Below are 20,884 nucleotides of genomic sequence, written 5' to 3'. Positions count from 1 at the left end.
CTTGATAAAAATTTAAATTTTTAAAAAAATATTAAAAATATTTTTTTATTTTAATTGTTTTGTTTTATTAAAAATTTCACAAAGTAAGTTAAATCTTAAGTACATAAGTCTAAATATACTTTTTCTACATTTATTTATTAAAATTTTGAATCTTTTTAATCAAGCAAAAACATGTTCAACTTTAATTCTAATTTTTGAAATAATTTTATTGTAGATTTTTTCTTGTTTAGTTAATTTTTTATTTTTAGTTTTTTTAATTGGTAATATAGTATTTTTATAAATATTTTGTATTCCTTGATATCCCAAATCACCAATAATTATTGTTTTTTCTGAAAATTCAAGATTTGAATTTTTTAATATTTGAAAATCATGTACTTTTCCATTATCAGCAAAAATATCAACAATTTTTTTATTAAAAAAGTCATATATAATTTCAAATTTTATAGAAAACATTCAACTTTTAACAGAAAAATATTCTAACTGTAGTTTTTTTTAGTTGGTCTTTCAATTTCAATTTCAGTTGAATCAATTAAATAAAATTGAAATTCATTTAAATCTTCTTGTTTTTTCTCAATTTTTGATTTATATTTTGTTTTTAAAAACTGATAATCTTTGTCATCACTAAGTTTATTTTCTACTCAAGTAATATTTGGAAAACAACTTGATGCACTCATTTTATATTTAATACTAATTTGGAAACAAGTATAATATTCTTTTCAGTATACTAAATTCATCATCAATCTTTCTTCAACTGAAAGTTTATATTTTCTACCTTTAGTTTTTTTTAAATTTTCTATTTCAATTAATTTTGTTAACATTTCATCAAAATGAAAAAGTTTTATACCAAAATATCTATAAAATTGTTCATTTTTTAATTTTTTTAAATTTTCAAAATTCATTTTTATCAACACCTTATTAATTTATTAATAAAGAAATTATAAAATAAATTTTAAATTATTAATTGACTTTTAAAAAATTTATTTACGGAATATGTCTATTGAATCATTTCATTATATCCTTCCTTTCTAAATATATTAAATAAGTGTGTTAATGACACACTTATTTAATATATTTATTTAGCACAATCTTTACACAAACATTTACCGTCTGCTGCTTTATTACATTCAGATGAACTTTTCATTTTCCCACAACCATCACATTTTTTTTGATCTTTTGCTTCTCCGGTTTTATCCCTTTTTTTAAATGGTCACATGTATATAACTTCCTTTCCTCATATCATAATTACTCTACTCAATTATAACAAATTTTATTATTTTCTATGGTATTAACTATTTTTAAAACTTTTTTGTGAAATTTTGATTAATTATTTTTTTCTATTTTAAGAATATTTTTTTTATTTCTTCAATTTCTTCAATATCAGTTATTCTATTAAATAAGTGAAAAAGCATATAGTTTAATTCTTTTGGTTTATGAAAGTGGTTTTTAAAAAATATTATTGTTTCATCAATAGTTTCCATTAGCGTTACTGCTTGTTTGGTGTTAATGCTATTATTTTGTAATGGTATACGAACAAGTGTTGGCAACTGACCAACAAACATGTAGTCTTCTAAAGATTTTTCTTTTTGTGTATAATAGAAAATTTGAAAAGCACCAATTTTAGCGCCAATTGTTTTAATAGCATTTTTTACTGCTGTAACTTGTGAATTAAGCATATTTTTGATTAATAAGGTAATAAAGATGGTAATTGTTCCAATTGGTAAAATAATTGATAAAATTAAGTCTAAGTTAACATTAAACTTTTGAGCAAATATTGATTTTAATAAAGTATAACCATTTTGGAATAAAATAACAGATAAAAATAAAGCAAAGTTTGGTGTTTTTCATCATTTATGCATAATTAATATTTCTGTTTTAATTTTTAAAATATATCAAAAGAAATAAGAAGTTAATACCATAAATTAATACGATGATAGTTGTTATAAAATTTAAAAACTAAAAACAATAGCTAAATTAACTGTAAAACCTAGATACATTTTAATATCATAAATTGGATAATCATTTGCAAATTGAGTTGTTAAACCATATTTTCTTTGAAATGCTCGACGACGATAAAGTTTCATGATGATAATAATATAAAAAAGTAAAGCAATTAAAGCGATTAAAATTGTAATAAAGATATATGAATAAGCGGTATTAATGCTATTTAAACGTTGTGTTCATGCACTTCCTCAGTCACTTATTGGCGCATCATCATGTTGAGTAAAAATAAATGACATTAATTAAAAATCAATTAATGGATAATAAATAGCCATTAATTTTTTATAGAAAGGAGTTTTGTCACTTTCTTGTTTTGCGTTAGCAATTTGTTCTAGTATTTCTTTAACATTATTTTGTTTATCAATTCTTGTTCTTTCATTTAAAAATAAGACTAATGCAGTAATTAGTAATGTAATAAATATTATTCAAAAAAATAATAAAAAAAATTGTCCTCCCCAAAAATTATGCGGTCGTAATTTTTTAAATTGATTTTTTTGTACTTCCAAAATTTATTTCCTCCCCCAAAAAAATATTTTTTAAAATCGCTTACTTAAATTATAGCACTAATTAAAAATTCGCTTATTAATTGGTAAAATTTACTAATTGTTAAATTTAATTATATAATTAATTTAAAATATTATTTATATTTAAGGAGAAAACATGAAAATTGAAATAGTTAATAATATTGAAATTTTAGAACAAGCATTTTTTATTAGAAAAAAAGTTTTTGTTAATGAGCAAAAGGTTCCTTTTGAAGAAGAAATTGATCAATTTGAATATGTATCGATTCACTTTTTATTTTTTGATGATAATAATAAACGAATAGGTACTAGTAGAATGCGAAAAGTCGAAGATATTGTAAAGATTGAAAGAGTGTGTATATTGAAAGAATATCGTAAATTGGGTATTGGTAAAAAATTAATGGAATTTATGGAAAAAGTTGCAATTAAAAATCAATTTAAAGTTATATCTCTTCATGCCAAAATTCAAGCACTAAATTTTTATAAAAATTTGGGTTATAAAGTTTGTTCTGAAATATTTTTGGACGCCGGTATTAAACATTGTAAAATGGAGAAAAAAATATATAATGAAGGTAAATTTTAAAGAATAATATTTTAAATACATTCTTTTTTAAAAACAATGAAAGGAAAAGAATATGTTTGAGTGAGTCAGAGAAATATTTGGAATAAATATAAATATTAATAACAAAGAAGCAAAAATGATAGATGCTATTAAAAATAAAAAGTTAGATGCAGTTAATAAAATATTAAAATATGATATTAATATTGATTATATTGATAGAACTGGTTATACGCCTTTAATGTGGGCGGCTGAAAAAGGTTATCTAGAAATAGTTAATGTTTTATTAGAACATAATGCTAATATTAATTACATATCTGTAAATGGTAATACCGCTTTAATCTTAGCTGCTAAAAAAAAATATACAAAAATAGTTAATCTGTTATTAGAACATAATGCTAATGTTAGTTGTGAGGATCAATTCGGTAATACTGCTTTAATTTTAATTACTGAAAATGGAAATTTGGAAATAGTTAAAACTTTATTAACACTTAATGTTAATGTTAATCATGAAAATCGATATGGCGAAACTGCTTTGTTAGTGGCTGCTAAAAATGGATATACAGAAATAGTTAATGATTTACTAGCAAATGGCACTAATATTAATCATGTCTCTATAAATGGTAATACTGCTTTAATATCAGCGATTAAATCTAATTATTTAGAAATAGCTAATGCCTTATTAACAAATTATCCTAATGTTAATAGAAAAAATATGTTTGGTTATACGCCTTTAATGTGGGCTGCGAGGAATGGTCATTTAGAAATAGTCAGAACTTTATTAGAATTGGGAGCTAATGTTAATTGTATAAATGAAAATGGTTATACGCCTTTAATGTGAGCTGCGAGGAATGGTCATTTAGAAGTAGTTAATTTGTTATTAAATAAAGGTGCAAATGTTTATTCTATAACAAAAATTTGTGGTTATACTGCTTTAATTGCTGCAGCTGGTAGAGGTCATTTAGAAGTAGTTAATACTTTAATCAAAAATGGCGCTAATGTTAATCATGTAACTATTGATGGTTTGAGTGCTTTAATGTGAGCTGCTGAAAAAGGTCATTTAGAAGTAGTTAATACTTTAATCAAAAATGGCGCTAATGTTAATCATGAAAATATAATTAAAGAAACCGCTTTAATTGTTGCTGCTAAAAATGGACATTTGGATATAGTTAAAACTTTATTAATAAATAGTGCAAATGTTAATTTTATAAACGAAAAAGGTTGCAATGCTTTAATGTGAACTGCTAAAAATGGACATTTGGATATAGTTAAAACTTTATTAGCACATAATGCTAATATTGATGATTTAGATGTAAATGGCAATACTGCTTTATTATTTGCAACCAAATATAATCATTGACAGATAAAAAAGATAATTATTGAAGTAAATAGTTTAAAAAGAGAAAATTTATTAAATGTTAAAAAAATGATAAATAAAATGAATATTATTTTTATTAAAAATAAAGAAATAATTTATTCAAAAAAAATAGAAAGAAAATTTATTAAAATATTGCAAAATTATGAAGATTATATTAATAAAAAAACCAAAAATATTGATGGACAACTAAATCTTTTTTTTAAAAAAGAATTTATTAATAGTCTAAAATTTGAAGAGGAAAATTATTCATTATTGCATATAGCAGTATTAAATGATTGACAAAAATTAGTAACTTATTTAGTAACAAAATGACCGGTTGATATTGATTATAAAGATAGTTCAGGGAATTCGGCATGAAATCATGCTTGTATGTTACTAAAAAAAGAAAATGCTTTAGCAATTAAATCAAAAGTTCAAATAAATGAAGAAGATAAAATATTTTTAGAAAAAAATATTGATTTATTATCAAGAAAAGAATCTTCTTTTATTAAACCTTTAAATAAAAAAGATAAAAATGCTAATAAAAATAGATTTAACATTATAAATTATTATTATGATATCGATGAAGTTGCTATTGATGCTTTTGATTATTTTAAAAATAACATAAATTTAATTGAAGATGATAATATTTTTTTAACAATTAATAATAAACAAACTTTACAAATATAAAGGTAATTTTCATTTAATTATACAGATTAAATTTTAAGTAAACACTCAAATCATAATAAAATAATAATTAATGTAATATAACAAAAATTATATATAATAGGTATAGTAAAAAAGATTTAAAGATTGATGAAAAAAATATGAATATTATAAAATCGGTATTAAGATTAATGTCGGCAATTGTTTTAACTACAGTTAGCACAAGTTTAGTTATTGCATGTGATAATCAAGATTTCGAAGAAATGGATGGGTTACACTTTATTGGACACTAATTACGTAGACAATTGAACAAATTAGTTAAAAGAAAGGAATTATAATTATGGCCAATATTAACTCATATTCAGATGAATTTAAAAAATAAATAGTAGCTTTATATCAAACTGGTAAGTCAGTGTCTTGTCTTGCTAAAGAGTACAATGTTACAAGAGCAGCTAATTATAATTGAATTAAGCAATTTACTAATTCAGGCAGTTTTAAAACCAAAGATAACCGTTCTGTTGAAGAAAATGAATTAATTAAATTAAGAAAAGAATTAAAACAATTAAGAATGGAAAATGATATTTTAAAGCAAACAGCACTAATAATAGGCAGAAAATAGAAATTATTACTAAAAATAAAGTTAAATATAAAATTCGTACAATGTGTCGTTTTTTAAAAATCTCTAAATCAACATATTATTTTAATTTCAAGAAAAAAGAAGATAAAATTCAAAATAATATGTATGATGAAACTGTTATTAGCGCTTTTAAAGAAAATAAAGAAGCTTATGGAACAAGAAGATTAAAAGTTGTTCTAAAAGAAAAGAAAATTAATTTATCAAGACGAAAAATTAAAAAAATTATGAATAAACATAATTTAATATCAAAATACACTAAATTATCATACAAAAATTATCATAATAAAGTCAATGATAGTCAAATTACTAATCTTGTTAATAGAGACTTTAATAATAGGCTTAAAAATGAAGTTATTGTTAGTGATTTAACTTATGTTCAAGTTAATGGTAAATGAAACTATATTTGCTTATTAATCGACCTGTATAATCGCGAAATTATTGGGCATAGTGTAGGTACTAAAAAAGATGCATCATTAGTATATCAAGCATTTATGCGCTCAAATCGTTGTTTAAAAAATATTCAAATATTTCATAGCGATCGCGGTAATGAATTTAATAATAAAACTATTGATAAACTTTTATTAGCCTTCAATATTACCCGCTCTTTAAGCAAAAAAGGTTGTCCTTATGATAACGCTGTTGCTGAAGCAACTTTCAAAACTTTCAAAACAGAGTTTATTAATGATGTAAAAATTTTACATCATTAATCCAATTAAAATTATAATTATTTGATTATATCAATTGATACAACAACATAATAATCCACAGCGCTCTAAACTACTTAACCCCCATAAAATACCAAGCACAAATGTCTACCAAAAAACAGTCCTAAAAAAGGTTGCTATTCCTGAATTTTATAAATATGATTGATCTGAAAAAGGTAAAAGATTATTTGATAATAAACCCGCATATAAAATAAAAAGAATGATTATAATTGGTTCACTAAATAAAGGTAAATTAAAAGCCCTATGAGCATTTGAAGGACATTGCAACAGTAAAATTTTTGAATCATATGTAAACAATAGACATATTCCGTAAATAAATTTAATCAATTGTCAATAATAATATTTATAAATTTTTTAGTGTTAATAATTATAGAATTTAATATTTTTTTATTTTAATGGTTTTGTTTTATTAAAAATTTCACAAAGTAAGTTAAATTTTAAGTACATAAGTCTAAATATACTTTTTCTACATTTATTTATTAAAATTTTGAATCTTTTTAATCAAGCAAAAACATGTTCAACTTTAATTCTAATTTTTGAAATAATTTTATTGTAGATTTTTTCTTGTTTAGTTAATTTTTTATTTTTAGTTTTTTTAATTGGTAATATAGTATTTTTATAAATATTTTGTATTCCTTGATATCCCAAATCACCAATAATTATTGTTTTTTCTGAAAATTCAAGATTTGAATTTTTTAATATTTGAAAATCATGTACTTTTCCATTATCAGCAAAAATATCAACAATTTTTTTATTAAAAAAGTCATATATAATTTGAAATTTTATAGAAAACATTCAACTTTTACCAGAAAAATATTCTAACTGTATTTTTTTTAGTTGGTCTTTCAATTTCAATTTCAGTTGAATCAATTAAATAAAATTGAAATTCATTTAAATCTTCTTGTTTTTTCTCAATTTTTGATTTATATTTTGTTTTTAAAAACTGATAATCTTTGTCATCACTAAGTTTATTTTCTACTCAAGTAATATTTCGAAAACAACTTGATGTACTCATTTTATATTTAATACTCATTTTGAAAAAAGTATAATATTCTTTTCAGTATACTAAAGTCATCATCAAGCTTTCTTCAACTGAAAGTTTATATTTTCTACCTTTAGTTTTTTTTAAATTTTCTATTTCAATTAATTTTGTTAACATTTCATCAAAATGAAAACGTTTTATACCAAAATATCTACAAAATTGTTCATTTTTTAATTTTTTTAAATTTTCAAAATTCATTTTTATCAACACCTTATTAATTTATTAATAAAGAAATTATAAAATAAATTTTAAATTATTAATTGACTTTTAAAAAATTTATTTACGGAATATGTCTAATATACTAATTCCAGTATTAAAGCGTGGACAAATTATAGTTTTAGATAATGCAACGTTTCATAAATCTAAATTAACACAACAATTAATTGAAAATGCTGGACGCAAACTATTATTTCTTCCGCCATATTATCCTAATTTAAATCCAATTGAACATTTTTGATTAGCTATAAAACATAATATAAGAAAAATATTACCAAATTATTGACCAAATATTAAAAAAGCTATTGATTTTGTTTTTCAATATATGAGCAAACATTACTTTAGTTAGATATATATTGAATTTATTTATAAAACATAAATAAATTATCGGATTAAATAGTGGGTTATAAGAGGCATATTTGAACTAATGGAAAGAATGATTAAAATGGATATTTAACTTATAAACAAATGAGAAGTAATAATTAAATTAATAATATGTTCACAAGCAATAAAAGAATATCAAGAGTATTTTAATATTTTACAAGAATTAGAAAAAGAACGTATAATTAGATTAGAAGATCTTGAAAATAAAAAACAAGAAATAATAGAAAAAATAAATAATAAACAATTAGTAATTCCGATTATTACTGCATTATTAAATTGTTGAAGAAGAAATAAAATTCAAGATTTTGATTTTTTGATTAAAAAATTGAAAGTTAAAACTCCTCATAATAATATGAGAAAATTATGACGTAATGTTTGAAAAGAAATATTAACTTATTATTGTGATGTTGATTTAACTAAGACAATTAATTCCGAAGAGTTTAAAGAATGACAGGATAAATTTATTGAAAATTGTCAAAAGTTTAGTAAATGATGTATGTAGTGATCATGAATTTCAAAGAAGTGAATCATTAAATATTATTGGTAATAATATATTTTTACAAGCAAATATTGCTAAAGAAAATGAGGCTACTGATTTATCAAATAATAATTGAAAAGAAGAAATTAGAAGAGACTCAAATCACTTAATGCCAAAAACTGAAAAACTTTGTTGAAGAAGATATGTAATTAGAAGATAATTAGCAAAAAAATAAATATATATTTAAATAAATTAAAAAATAAGTTTTAACCCCTTGTTATTTTTTACTTTTATATGCTATTATTGTATAGGTAACGGCTCGATAGCTCAGTTGGTAGAGCATTCGCCTGAAGAGCGAAGTGTCAGTGGTTCGAATCCGCTTCGAGCCACCATTATTTAAAATATAGGCAATTAAGCCTTTTTTTAATTATTTTTCTTAGATTTAGGTTTAAGTTAAAATTTTAGGTATAATAGTGTCATTAGCAATTTTAAATAATTAATAATTCTAGAAAGAAGGGTATTGGTGTCTAAAATTTTAGTTTTAAATAATGCGAAAATAATTAGTATTAAGAAAATAATAAATAATGGTTTTTTAGTAATTAAAGATAATTTAATTTTCCAAATTAATGAAGGAAAGTATAATTATGAATTTCAAGATGCTCAGGTTATTGATTGTCATAATCAAACAATAATACCTGGTTTTATTGATTTACATGTACATGGAGGTTATGGCTATAGTTTAATGGATGGCACCATTGAATCAATTAATAATTTTGGAAAATTAGTTCCAAAAGAGGGAGTAACAAAGTTTTGTTATGCAACAGTTACTGCCAACAAAAAAGAAATTGATAATATTCTTTCAGTATTTGCTAAGTATATGAAAACAGAAAATAAAGGTAACAAGGCACGAATTATTGGTGCGTATTTAGAAGGGCCTTTTATCTCAGAATTACAAAAAGGAGCACATACTCCGTCATTACTTCATGTTCCTCATCTTAATTTAGTAAAATCTTTAAATATAATTATTAACAAAAATTTAAAATTTATTTTTTATGCTCCTGAGATAGTTCCTAATTTAAATAATAAAAATTCAAATTTTATTTATTCATTAATCAAAAATAATATTATTCCTAGTGTTGGTCATAGTAATGCTGCCTTTAAAGAAATAACTAAAACTGTTGAATATGGTTTAACGCATATTACCCATCTTTATAATGCAATGAGCCCCTATAATCATCGTGATCCTGGTGTTGTTCCAGCATCATTATATTATGATCAATTAGTTACTGAGTTAATTTGTGATGGAATTCATGTTGATATTGATATTTTAGCAATAACATATAAAATTAAAGATGCCAATGGAATTTGTATGATTACTGATGCCATGAGTGTGAAAGGACAGCCTGATGGTAAGTATTTATTGGGACCATTACCTGTCATTAAAAGTAATAATAAGGTTACTTTTGAAGCAACCGGAAAATTAGCAGGCAGCATCGCAACAATGATTGCTGGTTTTAAAAATTTATTAAAAATTACTAATAATAATTGACAAGATTGCATCAAAATGGCTTATTATAATAGCGCTAAACAAGTAGGAATCGCAAATAAAACTGGTGATATTGTTATTGGTAAATTAGCAGATATTATTGTATTAACTAAGAATAATGATATTTTTTAACAATATGTGAAGTAAAAATCGCATATCAGCAAGAATAAGTAAGTAATATAAGGGGTTTTTAAATTATGAAATTAATTATTTTAAAAGATAAAACTGAGGTTGCTCAATTATTAAGCAAAATTATTATTGATATTATTAAAGTTAAACCAAATGCTATTTTAGGATTAGCAACGGGAAGTAGTCCAATTGAAACATATGATTTATTAATAGCAGATGCAAAAAATAACAAAAGAGATTGATCAAAAGTCGTAACATTTAATTTAGATGAATATGTTGGTTTAACTCCAGATCATGTAAAAAGTTATCGTTATTTTATGAATCATCAATTATTTAATCATATTAAAAGTCTTAATTTAAAAAATACGTATGTTCCTAAAGGTATTGGTGATTTAGACCAAAATGTGGAAGAGTATGAAAAATTATTAAAAGAAAAAGGACCAATTGATTTACAAATATTGGGCTTAGGTACTAATTGTCATATTGCTTTTAATGAGCCAGGTACTCTTGCAAGTAGTAAAACACATGTTGTTAATTTAACCAAAGAAACAATTGAAGCTAATAAAAGATTTTTTTCTAAAGTTGAAGATGTACCAACCAAAGCTGTTACTATGGTTATTCATACTATTTTACAAGCTAAATTGATTGTTTTGATTGCTACAGGAACTAATAAAGCACAAGCTTATTCGAGAGTTAGTTGAAGGTAAAGTTTCTCCAAATTATCCGTGTACTTTTTTACAAAATCATGATGATGTTACAATTATTATTACTGAAGAAGCAGCAACATTATTAAAGCCAACTATATCAAAAAAAATTAACTTAAAGGAGAAACAAATGGAACGTAAAAAGATTATTATTGGAAATTGGAAAATGTATAAAAATATAGAAGAAACTCAATTTTTTTTAAATGAATTTAATAAATTAATAAAAACTAAAAATATTAAATATGATTATGGAATAGCAGCTAGTTTTACTAATTTACCTTTATTAAAAATGAATAAAATTTCTGCTTTAATTATTGCAACTCAAAATTGTCATTATGAAACCGAAGGTGCATATACTGGTGAAATTTCAATTAAGATGCTAAAAGATATGATGGTTAGTCATGTTATTATTGGTCATTCTGAACGCAGAATATATTTTAACGAAGTAGATGAAACAATAAATAAAAAATTACATTCGCTATTTAATGCTAATATTATACCGATTTTATGTTGTGGTGAAACTTTAAACCAATATGAAAATAAAAAAACTAACGAAGTAATTAAAAATCAAATTAAGTTAGCATTAAAAAATATTAAAGCAGAAAATATTGCTAAATTAGTAATTGCCTATGAACCAATATGAGCAATTGGTACTGGTAAAACAGCAACAGTTCAACAAGCCCAAACGGTTTGTAAAATGATTCGTGAATTTATTAGTGAATTATATAATAAAAATGTTGCAGAACAAGTACGTATTCAGTATGGTGGTTCAGTAAAAACCGATAATATTAAATTAATACTTTCTGAACCTGACATTGATGGTGCATTAGTTGGAGGTGCTTCATTAGTACCACAATCTTTTTTTGATTTACTAATTTAACTCTATTTAAATTACTAATAAAAATAAGGAGTTAACTAAACATGGAATTATCAAAGATACAAATTAAAAGTATGTGAACAAAACTAACAAAAAAAATTAAACATCGTGCCTTTCCGGCAACCACTTTTGTCAATGCTTTTAGGAATAAGTCAGAAATTTTAGCATTGTTTAGTAAAAATGGTGAAGACAATAATCAATTAGAACAAATTGGCTTTATTATTTGTACTAAAACTATTTTTGCTCCTAGTAGTGATAGTATTGTTAGTGACAAAGGTATTATTACTAATGAATATTTTACTGGTGAAGTAATTGATGTTAATAATACTCTTATTCCTAATACTTATATTCATTTAGTTAAGGTTAATAGTGGACCAATCGTTATTAACGATATTCCATTATATTTAACCATCAATGAAAGTCATCATCAATCATTAGTTAATAATAAAATTGGTGCTAAATTATTTACAAATAGTTTGATGAAACAATTAAATTATAAAACTTCTAATTTTAGTTCTATTTCTATTAGTGAACAAAATTTTATTGTTGTTCTTAATAATTTAAAGATAAATAGAAAACAAATATTGCAAAGTGAATGTATCATTAATTCTTTATTACAACAAAAATTATCATTAGAACAGTTAATTTTATTGCAAAATAAAAAAGAATATAGTTATTTAAAAAAATTTAATGAAGTTGAATTACAAGAAATTATTAATTTGCAAAAAATAGCAGTTGTTGCTATTAAAACTAATAAATATCAGCGAAAAATAACATTAATAGCAGGTAATAAACAACGAATTGAAAACTTTTTTATTAATGCTAAAAAACCAATCATTATTGCTATTAATGCTATTAATAAAAAAATTAGAGCAATTAATCAGCCTGAAAATATTCAACCAATAGCACCGATAACTAATATTACTAATTATCAAGATTTATGACAATTACAAAAAATTCATAAAGAACTATTGAAGTCATTTTCAAAATGGCGTATAGTATCTCAAGATATAATAGAAAATTTATCGCAGACTTTTGCTTATGGTTATTATTCAGAAGTTATTGATAATTTGAAAATTACTCATTATTCTTTTAATAATGATTTATTAGATTATAATTTAATGGAAATTAAAGGACACAATTTATTAGCTAATAGTAGTAATACTATTTTATTTCTTTCTAATAATATTAGTGATAATCCTAGTATGGTTATTTTATTAAGTGAAGATTTAAAATCAATTTGTGATTTAAAAACAATAATTACTAAAATTACTAAAAAGCAATCTATTAAAATAGTTTTTAAAAAAGATATTGTTATTTTGAGTGCTGTTCATTATCAATGTATTACTGATTTTATTACTAAAATGATTACTATTTTTAAATCTGATAATTTTAAACATCAGTTACAAGTTATTAAATAAAATATGAGGTGAAATTTATGAAAACAAAACAACCAATATTACTATGTATTTTAGATGGTTTTGGTATTGCAAAATCTAGTGCAACTAATGCTATTAGTTCTGCAACAAAACCTAATTTGGATTATTTATTAAAAACTTATCCGCATACTGAAGTTTCAGCTTCTGGCTTTGCAGTTGGTTTGCCAGAAGGACAAATGGGAAACTCTGAAGTTGGGCATTTACAAATTGGTGCCGGTAGAGTAATTTATCAGTCATTAACATTAATTAATAAGTCAATAAATGATAAAACATTTTTTAAAAATGAAACAATATTGTCAGCAATTAATCATGCCAAAAATAATAATAGTAATGTTCATATTATTGGTTTACTAAGTGATGGTGGAGTACATGCTCATATTAATCATATTTTGGCATTATTAGAAATTGCTAAACAACAAAATTTTAAGAATGTTTATGTTCATGCTATTTTAGATGGTCGTGATACAAAAGCTGATATTTCTAAAATTTATATTGAACAGTTATTAAAAACTATGAAACAATTAGGTGTTGGTATGGTTGCTACTATTTCAGGAAGATATTATGCTATGGATCGCGATAAACGTTGATATCGTTTAAAAATAGCATATGATGTAATAGTTAATCATGAAGGCGCTTCATTTATTAATCCTATTGCTTATGTTAATGCAGAATATAGTGCTGGTCGTAATGATGAATTTATTATGCCTGCTTATAATTCTGAAATTAATAATGGTAATATTACTAATAACGATAGCATTATTTTTGCTAATTTCCGTCCTGATCGTGCAATTCAATTAGCATCAGCATTAACAAATAATAAATATGATTTTAATATTAGTATGAAAATACCAACATTAAAAAATACTTTTTTTATTTCAATGATGGAATATGCTAAAAGTGTTAAACCACAAGGTGTTATTTTTCCACCTATATCAATGTTTGATGCTTTAGGGGAATGATTAAGTAAAAATCAATATCATCAATTACGAATTGCTGAAACTGAAAAATATGCACACGTAACTTATTTTTTTGATGGTGGTGTTGATGTTGAATATCCACTATCAACAAGAATTTTAATTCCTTCACCAAAAGTAGCAACTTATGACTTAAAACCAGAAATGAGTGCTCGCGAAACTACTACTCGTTTAGAAAGTGAAATTTCTAAAAACATATATGATGTTATGTTTTTAAATTTTGCTAATCCAGATATGGTTGGTCATACTGGTTTTTTAAATGCTGCCATTGATGCGATTGATGTTATTGATGAATGTCTTGGAAAATTGTATCAAGCAATAAAAAAAGTGAATGGTATTTTAATGATTACTGCTGATCATGGTAATGCTGAAATCATGATTGATAAAGAGGGTAATCCTAATAAAAAACATACATCACAACCAGTACCATTTATTATTTGTAAAACAGGATTAAAATTAAAATCAGGTGGTTGCTTAGCAAATATTGCTCCAACGCTATTAGAAGTTTTGGGTTTAGTTAAACCAACTGTTATGACAAGTGAGTCTTTAATTATTAAATAAAAATATATTGATTTTTTATTTTTATTGATAAGTGCTTGTTTTAAGAATATAAAAGTATTAAAATATAGGAATATTAATTAAATATAGTGTTTCCCCTTTTATTTTTTTAAATAAATATAAGGGTTTTATTATATTTAGCTTTTATATTTTGGAAATTTATACATTTATTAAAAATTCTGGAGGTAAAGTATGCCAGAAACAGTAGAATATCGAGAACTTAATGACTTTCTACAAAAATCATTAAGTTCTAAAAAAGATGAATCATCACCCAATATAACTTTAAATAGTTCGGAAGTTAAGATTGATGATATAAAAACACAATTGGATAGTAGTTTAAAAGAATATATTATTGAACTTGTATATATAGATGAAAATGGACGTTTAGTAAAAAATACTAATGATGAAAACGTTAGTATTATTCAACAACCACCTTTAGCAATTAATAGTGATAAATTACAACAACTAGTAATAGTAAAAGAAAAATTAGATAGTTCTCTAGTACATTTATATCGAACTAAAAAAGAAAATGATAAGATTATTCTTGAATATTTAGGTAAAAAAGAATTACCAGCATTATTATTAAAAACTGAATCAGAATCCAATAATTTAAATAATGAAGAATATAAAGAAGAGTTAGATGATCTTAATGTTAATATTATAAAAAGATCTGAAGAACCTATGAAATTATCATTTGCTGAAAATGGAACGTGTTATTTGTTTATTGATGATAAAAACAAAACAATTGTTCCTGTAGATGTAAATGATGCTAAGGAATTTAAAAACTTTGTATCCAAAAAATGTCCTCGTAATGGTAGTATAAATATTGAAGTTGATAAAAATGGAAAGATTTTGTTTGCATATATTATTGATAAACAGACTCATAAGTGGAAAGATATAAAAATTGATGAAAAATTAATTGATACTTTTGAAAGAGTAATTAGTACAGCCTCTTCTTTACATTCACAACATTCACAAAATAATTCTGTTGCACCTAAAAAAGAAGTACAAAGTAATAATTCTTTTCCTACAAAAGAAGTTAATGGTACTGAAACACCATCAAAACCAGTAGAACAAAGTGCTAAGTCAGTTTTATCTACACCAACACCATAAACGTAATAATTAAAGGAGAAAAATAAAAATGCCACTAATGGAAAATTTTAAATGATTTACAAACATTATGAGAAATATATATCAATCAGAAATAAGTGATGTTGAAGATAGTGCTATTGAAGTAGAGGATGAACTATATTCAAAAAAGAATACACTTAATATTTTGAAGAATTCTTCTTTCGAGATTAATCCATTAAAAGTAAAAAAAATAGTTAGTTTAAATCAAGATGGAAAATTTGTTGTTGATAGTGGTTCATTAGTTAATACTATATTTATTAGTGATGAATCATTAACTCAAAATGATCAAAGTTTATTTAAAAAAGATCAGTTAGTTTTTTTCGAAGATGAAACTGACAATACTAAAATTAAAATATATAAAATTTTATTTGATGAATCTCAAGGTGAAATAAGACCTGAATTAGGATTATTAGGAAGTATAAAATTATCAGAATTTAATGGAATTTTTATAAATTCTGGACTGTTTAAAGAAAATGATGTTTTAATTAATCAAAAGATTAATAGTTTATTAGATGTTCCAGAATTGCAAAATCCATTTGAGCAACCAAACCCAGTTTGAGATGTGAAACACTATAAAATTAATGGTTATTATTCAAATAGTAGAATGATCGAAGATTTTAAAAAACATTTAAACTTAGTGAATGTTGAAAAAGACTATTTTATTTATCGTCAAGGAAATGAAATTTTTATTAAAAATGTTACTGACCCAAATGATAATTTTAAAATCTCAACAACTGCTCAAAATATTAATGATAATTATATTTTTTATTTAAATAAAAAGATTAACGAAAATGGAGAAATTTTTTGAGAAACCTATAAAATAACATCAACGGTTATTCCAGGTTCATTTCATGACAATCTAAGATATCAAGCATATGAATTTAATCCTTTAACTGACCAGCAATTTGATGATTTAAAAGCATTAAGTATTCCTCCGCAATTAGGATTTACTATAGAACCAACAATTAATAATGGATTAGCATCTCTTCTTAAAGAAGAACAACAAGAAATTGATATTGTTGCTATGCGTTTTTTAGTAAATGCACCAGAAGTGTTACCAGAATATTTACCTGAACCTTTACAGATTGCAAATAATATCTCTGAAACATTGCAAAATAATAGCATAGAAGGTTTGTATAGTTTAGTAATAGAAGATGGTAAAATAAAAATATCAGATTCTAAATCAGATCCAGAAAATGTAATTTTTGAACAAGAACTTTCTCAAGAAAATAAAAATATATGAAATGATATAGAAGTTGCTGGTAAGTATCAAAAAGTATACTTTGCAAAAAACCCAAGTAATAATTTATTAGAAAAATGAGTAGTTATTGCTGATCAAAATCAACTACAATGTATTGGAACAATTTCTTTATCGGAATTAAGAAAAAGTTTTGTAAATAATAATTTATTTCCTATCAAATTAAATGGTATTCATTGTGGAGAAAATGGAGCACAAGTTAAAGTGGCAAGAGCTATTGATGAACAGGCAACACAACCAGAACCACCAAGTACAAAATTATCTCCAGTTATCGTTAAAAATGTTATTAATTTAAAATGAGATGATAGTAGAGAATTATGAGATTTAAATATAACAACTGATGAGCAAACATTGGATAAAAAATTAAAATTAGAAAAAGATGAAAATGATATTTTGAATAATTTAATATATCAAAATAAAAAAGCAAATACTGTTATTTTATTTAATAAGTGTGATGGTAAATTTTTAAGAGCATATTATTTTGATAAAAATAATAAGAAAGTAAATTGCTCTAATAAGTTAAGTGATGAAGATAAAGAACAACTTAGTACCATAAATCAAAAAGCAAAAGTAAGAGTATCAGAAGCAAGAACAGTAACGCCAATACCTGATTTAAAACCAAACTTATTTTCAAAAAATACTAAAACTTTTAATTTTAATATTTTTAATGGAAAATGTTATGTTTTATGTAATGATGAACTTGGAATTCCATTAAAAGCAGAAGTGAAACTTAGTCATGAACAAATTCGTGCATTATCATATTTAGCTAAAAATGAAGTTGATTTTTCTTTAACTTTTGATAAAGATGATAATTTTAAAAGTATAATTTATACTTTTTATAGAGATGAATTAAAACAAAATGTAACTATTAATAGGAAAGATTTATCTGATAGTAATAATTTTAATCAAAAAACGATTGAAACTGATGAATTAATGGAAACAATAGTTACTGCTCTTAATAATCCCGAAAGTTTAATACCAGAAGATGATGGAGTAACTCCAAAATCATGAAATAGTGATACTGCTGCTAAAGTTAATGGAGCATCATTACCAAGTAGTACAACTCAACATCCACAACAACAACAAATGTAATTAAATCATCATTATTTTAGAAGCACAAATATTTTTTATTTGTGCTTTTTTGATTCTAAACAATATTTTTTTCTGTATAATAATTAGTGAAATATTAAAGAAAGAAGGAATTAACAAATATGTCTTGCATTATTGATATTAGAGCACTACAAGTAATAGACTCAAGAGGAAATCCAACTATTCAAGTTGAATGTTGAACTGAAGATGGTGGATACGGGCTTGCTTTAGTGCCATCAGGCGCTTCAACAGGTACTAGAGAAGCTTTAGAACTACGAGACAAAGATACTAAAGTTTATGGTGGACTTGGTGTTATGAAAGCCATTAAAAATATTAATGAAAATATTGCCGAAGCTATTATTGGTTTGGAAGTTACTAATCAAAGATTAATTGATCAAACAATGATTAAGTTAGATGGAACAGAAAATAAAACAAAATTAGGTGCCAATGCTATTTTAGGGGTATCATTAGCAGTTGCTAAAGCTGCCGCTGATGAATTATATGTGCCCTTATATACATACTTAGGTGGTGCTAATGCTTGTCAGTTGCCAGTCCCAATGTTAAATGTAATTAATGGTGGTGCTCATGCTGATAATAATATTGACTTTCAAGAATTTTTAATAATGCCAGTTGGTGCTAAAACATTTTCAAAGGCAATCCAAATGGCTGCCGAAACTTTTCATGCTTTAAAAAGTATTTTAAAAGGTAAGGGTTTAGTTACTGCAGTTGGTGATGAAGGTGGTTTTGCTCCTAATTTAAAATCAACCGAAGAAGCATTAGATTTAATTGTTGAAGCTATTAAAAAAGCGGGTTATACTCAAAATAAAGATATAAAAATTGCTATGGACTGTGCATCATCAGAGATTTATAAAAATGGTAAATATGTTTTTGGTAATAAAGATGGTAAAAGTAAAAATACTGAAAAATTATTAACTTCAGCGCAACTAGTAGATTATTTAGTTCATTTAACTAAAAAATATCCAATTATTTCAATTGAAGATGGTTTGGCTGAAGGTGATTGAGAAGGATTTAAATTATTATTAGAAAAATCAGAAGGTAAATTCCAAGTTGTTGGTGATGATTTATTCGTTACTAATCCAAAAATTATTAAAGAAGGAATTATTAAAAACGTTGCTAATTCAGCATTAATTAAATTAAATCAAATTGGAACATTAACTGAAACTATGGAAGCTATTGAAATGTGTCAAAAAGCTGGGTGAACGGCAGTAGTATCTCATCGTTCTGGGGAAACTGAAGATACAATGATTGCTGACTTAGCAGTAGCTTTTAATACTGGACAAATTAAAACAGGTTCAATGTCAAGAACTGATCGTGTTGCAAAATACAATCGTTTATTAACAATTGAAGCTGATTTAGTAGATCAAGCTAAATTTTTAGGTGACGATGTATTTTATAATATTAATTAATTAAAATCATATTTTATGATTAAATTTACTGATATCCTTTTTAATTTTAAACAAATTATAATAATTATCACTAAAATAATGTAATTAGAAGAGAGGATGACTAAATATGCAAGAATTAAATAAAAGAAGAATTGGAATCTTAACTTCTGGTGGTGATTCACCAGGTATGAATAATGTTATTAATGCAGTATATAAGACTTTTCGTGGTATAAATCATGAAAATAGTAAAATTGCTACTACTGATAAAAGACCATTTGAATTAGTTTTAATAAAAAATGGTTATAAAGGAATAATGACAAATGACATTCATGTTATTGATAACAATTGAGCAAATTTAATTGATCTAGGAACTGAGATGGGGGGAACAATCATTGGGTCTGCTCGTTTTAGAGAATTTGAGCAAGAAGAAACTCGTAAAAAATGTATTGAAATTTTAAAATATAAAAAAATTGAAGGTTTAATTGCTATTGGTGGTGATGGCACATATAATGGTTTGCAAAAATTAAGTAATGAAGCAGCTATTCAATGCGTGGGTATTCCAGGTACTATTGATAATGATATTAGTTCAAGTGAGTTTACTATTGGTTTTGATACCGCTCTTAATACAATTGTTGAAAATCTTGATAAAATTCGTCAAACCGCTAATTCTCATGGAAGAATTATGATTGTTGAAGTAATGGGTCGTAATTGTGGTGACCTTGCTCTTCATAGTGCTGCTGCTGCAAATTGTGATTTAGTTGCAACTAAAGATTTAGGAATTGGAGAACAGTCATTGATTGATATTATTAAACAGTTGTACACTAAAAAACAACGTCGTTCATTAGTAATAGTAGTAACTGAACGTCAATATGATGTTAATAAAATAGCTAAAATCATTGAAAAAGATACTGATTGTGAAACAAGAGCAGTAATATTGGGTCAAATTCAACGTGGGGGAACACCAAGTGCATTTGATCGTTATTTAGCAACAATGATGGGTATTTTTGCTGCCGAAAGATTTGCAAATAGTAATAAATCTAGTATTTGTATTGGATTACAAGATAATAAATTAGTAGCTATTGAAATTCAAGATGCATTAAACACACCTTCAATAAATAAAAATAACGTCGCTAATAAAATTTTACGTTTGTCAGGAGTTATTTTTAAAAAAAATACTTAATAAAAAGAGG

The 20,884-nt window shown here is 24.2% G+C and carries 21 protein-coding genes, 1 tRNA gene and 2 pseudogenes; 16 read left to right on the top strand and 8 right to left on the bottom strand.

Translation table 4 applies throughout. The features are described 5' to 3' along the window. Positions 1-45: 45 nt before the first annotated feature. From ABWV63_RS07475 to ABWV63_RS07450, 6 genes are all read right to left on the bottom strand, one after another. On the bottom strand, positions 46-453 hold the full coding sequence (locus ABWV63_RS07475; protein WP_353305835.1) for a transposase family protein: 408 nt from the start codon (positions 451-453) through the stop codon (positions 46-48). A gap of 23 nt (positions 454-476) precedes the next feature. Then, a complete protein-coding gene (locus tag ABWV63_RS07470; protein ID WP_353305834.1) occupies positions 477-899 on the bottom strand; it encodes a transposase family protein in 423 nt (140 codons plus the stop codon). Positions 900-1,072: 173 nt separating this feature from the next. Continuing rightward, on the bottom strand, positions 1,073-1,213 hold the full coding sequence (locus ABWV63_RS07465; RefSeq protein WP_353305833.1) for a hypothetical protein: 141 nt from the start codon (positions 1,211-1,213) through the stop codon (positions 1,073-1,075). A 121-nt stretch (positions 1,214-1,334) separates the two neighbouring features. Then, a complete protein-coding gene (locus ABWV63_RS07460; RefSeq protein ID WP_353305832.1) occupies positions 1,335-1,916 on the bottom strand; it encodes a hypothetical protein in 582 nt (193 codons plus the stop codon). Positions 1,917-1,946: 30 nt separating this feature from the next. Beyond that, positions 1,947-2,081, bottom strand: coding sequence for a hypothetical protein (locus ABWV63_RS07455; protein ID WP_353305831.1), 135 nt, complete (start codon positions 2,079-2,081; stop codon positions 1,947-1,949). A gap of 159 nt (positions 2,082-2,240) precedes the next feature. Further along, complete coding sequence (locus tag ABWV63_RS07450) at positions 2,241-2,504, bottom strand: hypothetical protein (protein ID WP_353305830.1); 264 nt, start codon at positions 2,502-2,504, stop codon at positions 2,241-2,243. Positions 2,505-2,658: 154 nt separating this feature from the next. Here ABWV63_RS07450 and ABWV63_RS07445 point away from each other — a divergent pair, with 154 nt between their 5' ends. From ABWV63_RS07445 to ABWV63_RS07430, 4 genes and pseudogenes are all read left to right on the top strand, one after another. Next, positions 2,659-3,102 (top strand): GNAT family N-acetyltransferase, encoded by a 444-nt coding sequence (locus ABWV63_RS07445; RefSeq protein WP_353305829.1) that lies wholly within the window; start codon positions 2,659-2,661, stop codon positions 3,100-3,102. A gap of 52 nt (positions 3,103-3,154) precedes the next feature. After that, positions 3,155-5,125, top strand: coding sequence for an ankyrin repeat domain-containing protein (locus ABWV63_RS07440; RefSeq protein ID WP_353305828.1), 1,971 nt, complete (start codon positions 3,155-3,157; stop codon positions 5,123-5,125). Positions 5,126-5,483: 358 nt separating this feature from the next. After that, positions 5,484-6,570, top strand: a pseudogene (locus tag ABWV63_RS07435) (IS3 family transposase). Further along, complete coding sequence (locus ABWV63_RS07430) at positions 6,480-6,776, top strand: hypothetical protein (RefSeq protein WP_353305827.1); 297 nt, start codon at positions 6,480-6,482, stop codon at positions 6,774-6,776. The pseudogene ABWV63_RS07435 and the gene ABWV63_RS07430 overlap by 91 nt, the downstream one beginning before the upstream one ends. A 74-nt stretch (positions 6,777-6,850) precedes the next feature. Here ABWV63_RS07430 and ABWV63_RS07425 read toward each other — a convergent pair whose 3' ends face one another. Together ABWV63_RS07425 and ABWV63_RS07420 are read right to left on the bottom strand one after the other, a co-directional pair. Continuing rightward, positions 6,851-7,258 (bottom strand): transposase family protein, encoded by a 408-nt coding sequence (locus ABWV63_RS07425; RefSeq protein WP_353305826.1) that lies wholly within the window; start codon positions 7,256-7,258, stop codon positions 6,851-6,853. Positions 7,259-7,265: 7 nt separating this feature from the next. Next, positions 7,266-7,703 (bottom strand): transposase family protein, encoded by a 438-nt coding sequence (locus tag ABWV63_RS07420; RefSeq protein ID WP_353305825.1) that lies wholly within the window; start codon positions 7,701-7,703, stop codon positions 7,266-7,268. 100 nt (positions 7,704-7,803) lie between these two features. On the opposite strand from ABWV63_RS07420, the pseudogene ABWV63_RS07415 reads away from it, so the two are divergent. From ABWV63_RS07415 to ABWV63_RS07360, 12 genes and pseudogenes are all read left to right on the top strand, one after another. Next, positions 7,804-7,953 (top strand): annotated as a pseudogene (locus tag ABWV63_RS07415) (transposase); the annotation flags it as partial. Positions 7,954-8,569: 616 nt separating this feature from the next. Next, complete coding sequence (locus tag ABWV63_RS07410; RefSeq protein WP_353305824.1) at positions 8,570-8,803, top strand: hypothetical protein; 234 nt, start codon at positions 8,570-8,572, stop codon at positions 8,801-8,803. Between the two features lie 96 nt (positions 8,804-8,899). Continuing rightward, a tRNA-Phe gene (locus ABWV63_RS07405) sits at positions 8,900-8,975 on the top strand. 131 nt (positions 8,976-9,106) lie between these two features. After that, complete coding sequence (gene nagA / locus ABWV63_RS07400) at positions 9,107-10,261, top strand: N-acetylglucosamine-6-phosphate deacetylase (RefSeq protein WP_353305823.1); 1,155 nt, start codon at positions 9,107-9,109, stop codon at positions 10,259-10,261. 65 nt (positions 10,262-10,326) lie between these two features. Continuing rightward, the gene (locus ABWV63_RS07395) at positions 10,327-10,965 is read left to right on the top strand and encodes a glucosamine-6-phosphate deaminase (protein ID WP_353305822.1); all 639 of its coding nucleotides are present in this window, start codon (positions 10,327-10,329) and stop codon (positions 10,963-10,965) included. A gap of 127 nt (positions 10,966-11,092) precedes the next feature. Next, positions 11,093-11,842 carry a triose-phosphate isomerase gene (gene tpiA, locus ABWV63_RS07390; protein WP_353305821.1) on the top strand — a complete coding sequence of 250 codons (750 nt, stop codon included), beginning with the start codon at positions 11,093-11,095 and terminating at the stop codon, positions 11,840-11,842. Positions 11,843-11,883: 41 nt separating this feature from the next. After that, positions 11,884-13,260, top strand: coding sequence for a hypothetical protein (locus ABWV63_RS07385; RefSeq protein WP_353305820.1), 1,377 nt, complete (start codon positions 11,884-11,886; stop codon positions 13,258-13,260). Positions 13,261-13,277: 17 nt separating this feature from the next. After that, positions 13,278-14,813: a 2,3-bisphosphoglycerate-independent phosphoglycerate mutase gene (gpmI, locus tag ABWV63_RS07380; protein ID WP_353305819.1), complete on the top strand. Its 1,536-nt coding sequence runs from the start codon at positions 13,278-13,280 to the stop codon at positions 14,811-14,813. A 189-nt stretch (positions 14,814-15,002) separates the two neighbouring features. Continuing rightward, on the top strand, positions 15,003-15,923 hold the full coding sequence (locus tag ABWV63_RS07375) for a hypothetical protein (protein WP_353305818.1): 921 nt from the start codon (positions 15,003-15,005) through the stop codon (positions 15,921-15,923). A gap of 28 nt (positions 15,924-15,951) precedes the next feature. Continuing rightward, entirely contained in the window at positions 15,952-18,291 is a 2,340-nt protein-coding gene (locus tag ABWV63_RS07370; protein ID WP_353305817.1) for a hypothetical protein, read from the top strand. A gap of 119 nt (positions 18,292-18,410) precedes the next feature. Beyond that, positions 18,411-19,715 (top strand): phosphopyruvate hydratase, encoded by a 1,305-nt coding sequence (eno, locus tag ABWV63_RS07365; protein WP_353305816.1) that lies wholly within the window; start codon positions 18,411-18,413, stop codon positions 19,713-19,715. Between the two features lie 106 nt (positions 19,716-19,821). Then, positions 19,822-20,874, top strand: coding sequence for an ATP-dependent 6-phosphofructokinase (locus ABWV63_RS07360; RefSeq protein ID WP_353305815.1), 1,053 nt, complete (start codon positions 19,822-19,824; stop codon positions 20,872-20,874). Positions 20,875-20,884 lie beyond the last annotated feature (10 nt).

This window comes from Spiroplasma ixodetis (assembly GCF_040369795.1).
In the GTDB taxonomy this organism is placed as follows: domain Bacteria; phylum Bacillota_I; class Bacilli_A; order Mycoplasmatales; family VBWQ01; genus Spiroplasma_E; species Spiroplasma_E ixodetis_B.
Note: the sequence above shows the minus strand (reverse complement) of the source record. Positions and strands in the feature narration are given on the sequence as shown.